The sequence below is a fragment of the Collimonas humicola genome (assembly GCF_018304945.1).
Classification (GTDB): Bacteria; Pseudomonadota; Gammaproteobacteria; order Burkholderiales; family Burkholderiaceae_D; genus Collimonas; species Collimonas humicola.
Map to the genome: position 1 here is coordinate 1 of NZ_JAGQEE010000018.1, position 3,699 is coordinate 3,699.

The 3,699-nt window shown below is 57.0% G+C and carries 2 protein-coding genes; both read right to left on the reverse strand.

Going from position 1 to position 3,699, the window contains the following annotated elements; translation table 11 throughout:
• Window positions 1-49 precede the first annotated feature (49 nt).
• Complete coding sequence (locus KHU30_RS24965; RefSeq protein ID WP_211445289.1) at window positions 50-2,242, reverse strand: ATP-binding protein; 2,193 nt, start codon at window positions 2,240-2,242, stop codon at window positions 50-52.
• Window positions 2,243-2,407: 165 nt separating this feature from the next.
• On the reverse strand, window positions 2,408-3,328 hold the full coding sequence (locus tag KHU30_RS24970) for a Pvc16 family protein (protein WP_211445290.1): 921 nt from the start codon (window positions 3,326-3,328) through the stop codon (window positions 2,408-2,410).
• Between the last annotated feature and the right edge of the window lie 371 nt (window positions 3,329-3,699).

Sequence of the window (3,699 nt, forward strand, 5' to 3'; positions counted from 1 at the left end):
GGAGCATTCAAATCCTTTTAACGCAAAACGGCAATCGTCCCCATTTTCCTTACAAAGCCAAACGCCCCATCTTGACCAATTCCCGCTGCAGCGCTCGCGCCACATGACCACTGCCGACGCAGGGCGCACCTTCCTCAGCAGCCAGCCAGGTCGCCAACAGGGCGGTATTTCTGATATTGGCACCGGTAATGATGGCCTTGCGCGCCAGCGCAGCAAAATCGATGTCGTCCGCCAGCGCGACCTGTGGCGGCCAGATGCTGCGCCACATACGTTCACGCAGCGTCGCATCCGGAAAGGGGAAGCGGGTGATGAAGGTCAGCCGGCGCGTAAAGGCCTCATCCAAGTGGCTGCGATTGTTGGTTGCCAGCACCACCAGGCCAGGGTAGGTTTCCAGGCGTTGAAGCAGATACGACACTTCGATATTGGCGTGGCGATCGTGCGCATCCTTGGTTTCGCTGCGCTTGCCGAACAAGGCGTCGGCTTCGTCGAAGAACAGCACACCGGCATCGGCTGCGGCCAGATCAAAGATGCGGGAGATGTTTTTTTCCGTTTCGCCAATGTATTTATTGACGACCGTAGACAAATCGATCTTGATCAAATCCACACCCAAGGCGCCCGCCAGCACCTCCGCCACCATAGTCTTGCCGGTGCCGGAATCGCCGTGGAACAAGGCGCTGATGCCGATGCCGTAGCTTACCTTGCGGCCGAAGCCTTGCGCCAGCACCTGGTCTTTATGCTTGATGGCGGCGAGAATTTCCTTGAGTTGCTGCTGCAAGTCGTCGCTGATGATCAGGTCGTCAAAGTCGCGCATCGGGGCGATGCGCTGCGCCAGCTTGCCGAAATTCTGCTGCGAACGTAGGCGAAACGCGGCATACAGATCCTCAATCGCCAGCAGCGCCGCGGGCGAGCGCTGCGCGCGATACAGATCGGCTTCGTGCAAGGTGTGGGTGAGCGTATCCGCAGACAGATGAAAACGCTTGACCAAGGCAGCGAGATCCAGCGTTGCCTCCGTTGACACGGCCGCCCCGGCTTTCTTCAGTTGCGCGCGCAGCAGGGCTTCGTCTGCCGCCAATGAGCGCGCCGGCATGTCCAGCAACAGCTGCGGCAGATCGCCCAGCCACACCTGCGGCGCATGGGGCTCGGTCAGGCACACCAGCGGCAAACCGTGATCGACAATGCGGGCCGAAAACTGCGCAAACAGCCAGCGCCGCGCTTCCGCCATCGCCGGCAGCGAGCGCAACACCAGGCACCCGGCCCGCAAGCGAGTCTCGCGCAGAGCCAGCGACAATACGTGCAAGGCGTCTTCATCTTCTTTCGGCAATAATTCCAGATCCAGGTTCAACACCTGCCGATCGGCCGTGGCGGCGGCTGTCGCCACCGCGACACCGCGGCCGCGTCCCGCATGCGCGCGCAGCAGCAGCACGGGGGTTGCCTTCGGCGAGGCGACATGGATGTCGCCGGCAAAGCAAAACTGCACAATGCGCGCGGTCAGATCGGGATAGCGATCCGGCAAATTTTCCGGTGGCTTCAGCCATTGGGCGCACTGCGCCAATAGCGGCGGCAAACAATCGCGCGCGCGCTGCGTCTCGTGTCCGGCCAGATAGTGATAGAGCTCTTTATCGGTCTGCAGGACAGTGTCGGCCCACTGGCCGGCTGCGTCGCTCTTACTTTTCAGGGTCAGCAAACCATGCCGCACCAATGGCGCTTGCGACATCAGACTGACCAGTTGCGCCGTTTTCTCCATGCCATCGCGGCACAATACGTTCAGCGCAAAATCGATGGTCGGCAAGCGTTTTCGGGTGTCATCCTGGATAAAAGAAAACAGCACCGAATAACGCGCATCGAACCACGGCAGCAAGGCCAGCAATAAAACATCGCGCTCGAAAGGAGAAAGGCCAAAACGTTCAATCAATTGCCCCAAGCGGCTGTGGCGCGCAATCGGCCCGCTCTCCATGGCCGGCTCCTCCTGATCGGCAACAGCATCCGCATCTTCCTGCACGGCCCAATGCGGTCTGCCCTGAGGTTGCGCCATCAAGGCCTCGACCTCTTCCGGCGCCTGCACCAGCGCCTGCATGTTGTGCTTGTCGTCCGGGTGCGATTGCAAGCGATGCAGGGCGCGCTGCACCATTAAATCGATACGCTCCAGCTGCGCCAGCAGACAGGACCAGTTCTCCTCTTCCGACAGCGCCCGCGCTTGCGGCAAGGGGAGTGGCTTTTCGTTATCTACGCTTAATCTCAGCATACTTTCTTTCCGTTGGCCGGAAATCGTGCTCTTGATGCGGATTGAACGCTTGGCGTCATCGTGCGGCATAGAAAATCCTTCCTGAGAAAGCCCCCCTTAACCCCAATCCCGTTCAGTTGATGGGGATCTCGAATCCCATCTGTTGCATCTAGGCGACCCGGTATGTTAATGGCGGACCGGGTCGGCAATAGCGATGATCGTGTTTTGCACCTCTTGCAGAGTAATTGACTCGTTAGCCAAGTCGACGGTCGAGCCCTGCCAAGTCTCAATCAGAGGCGCGAGAAGATCCTTCACGGAAGCCAATGCCACGCCGGTGACCTGGATGTTTGCTTTCTTTGGCGGATTTTCTCTGGCAACACGGGACGCATCGAGCACCGGCGTGACCTGCAACACCACCTTACTCATAGCATTGACAGGCACGCTACTATCCCGCAAGGCTTGGCGCAACCCCTCCAGCAAATAGTGTTCTAACTGAATCTCCCAAGAACCACTGCCTTGGCCGAGCTGGACGTCGTTTGAGTACACTATCGGTACTTCAACATCCGTGGGCTTTTCAAAGCTGATCGGAAGCGTGACGGCAAAATTGATAATGGTCTTTGGCTTATCTCCCAGCGACTGCCAGAAGTTGCCCAGACTATTGAGCGCTTCAGGCTCAATAACGCGCACCGAACAGTGTTGCAGATCAGGATGGGTACGCATACTGAGCAGCGCTTTAGTGACACGGTTTAGTACTCTTACCGCTTGGCTGTCTGGCGCTGAGGCCGGAGCACCGCCGCCACGTCCGCCGCTACCGTCCTTTTCCCAATAGGTCACCAGATACAGGCAGCGCACGTTGGCGCGGCGCGGCTCAAAACGCCTACTCTCCGGCAAATAACGTGGCGTATCGCCATGACGCAACTCCAGATCCTCATGAATGAGGTATAAGAACAGATGGAGGATCGGATCGGCTGGCGGGTTAGCCGGGTCAGGAGCATCCCAACTCAGATCAAGCGACATCCCAGTCAGATAGTTTTTGATATGTTCATCAATAGTGGCGTTAAGAGTAGCAATCTCATCTTCGCTCTGGTTGTCGGTCAATACGGGCACGGCATGCCTCCGGTGGTAGGTAGTCACAATAATGTGATGTTTATATTTATGCGGGTCGAAAGATGAACAGGAGTTACGCCTATTTTCTTGTCGTCCCTGCGAACACAGGGATCCAGTTGCTGCGTAAAATGGCTTCCCGCGTTCGCGGGAATGTTGGGGCGCCTAGCCCGGGGGGCGCAGCTGGGATCGCCTAGACGCCGTAGAAAGTATCGATCACAATACAAACTCACCCGCGCCCCATAGAAAACCCAGATGCATCGAATATAAGGGCGATTTCGAAAAAAATTAAAGAGTGTTTAGTTATGTTTTTATGAAATGAAATGATTTATCGAGTGTTCTTTATAAGTGCTTGTTGAAAATTTCATAAAACA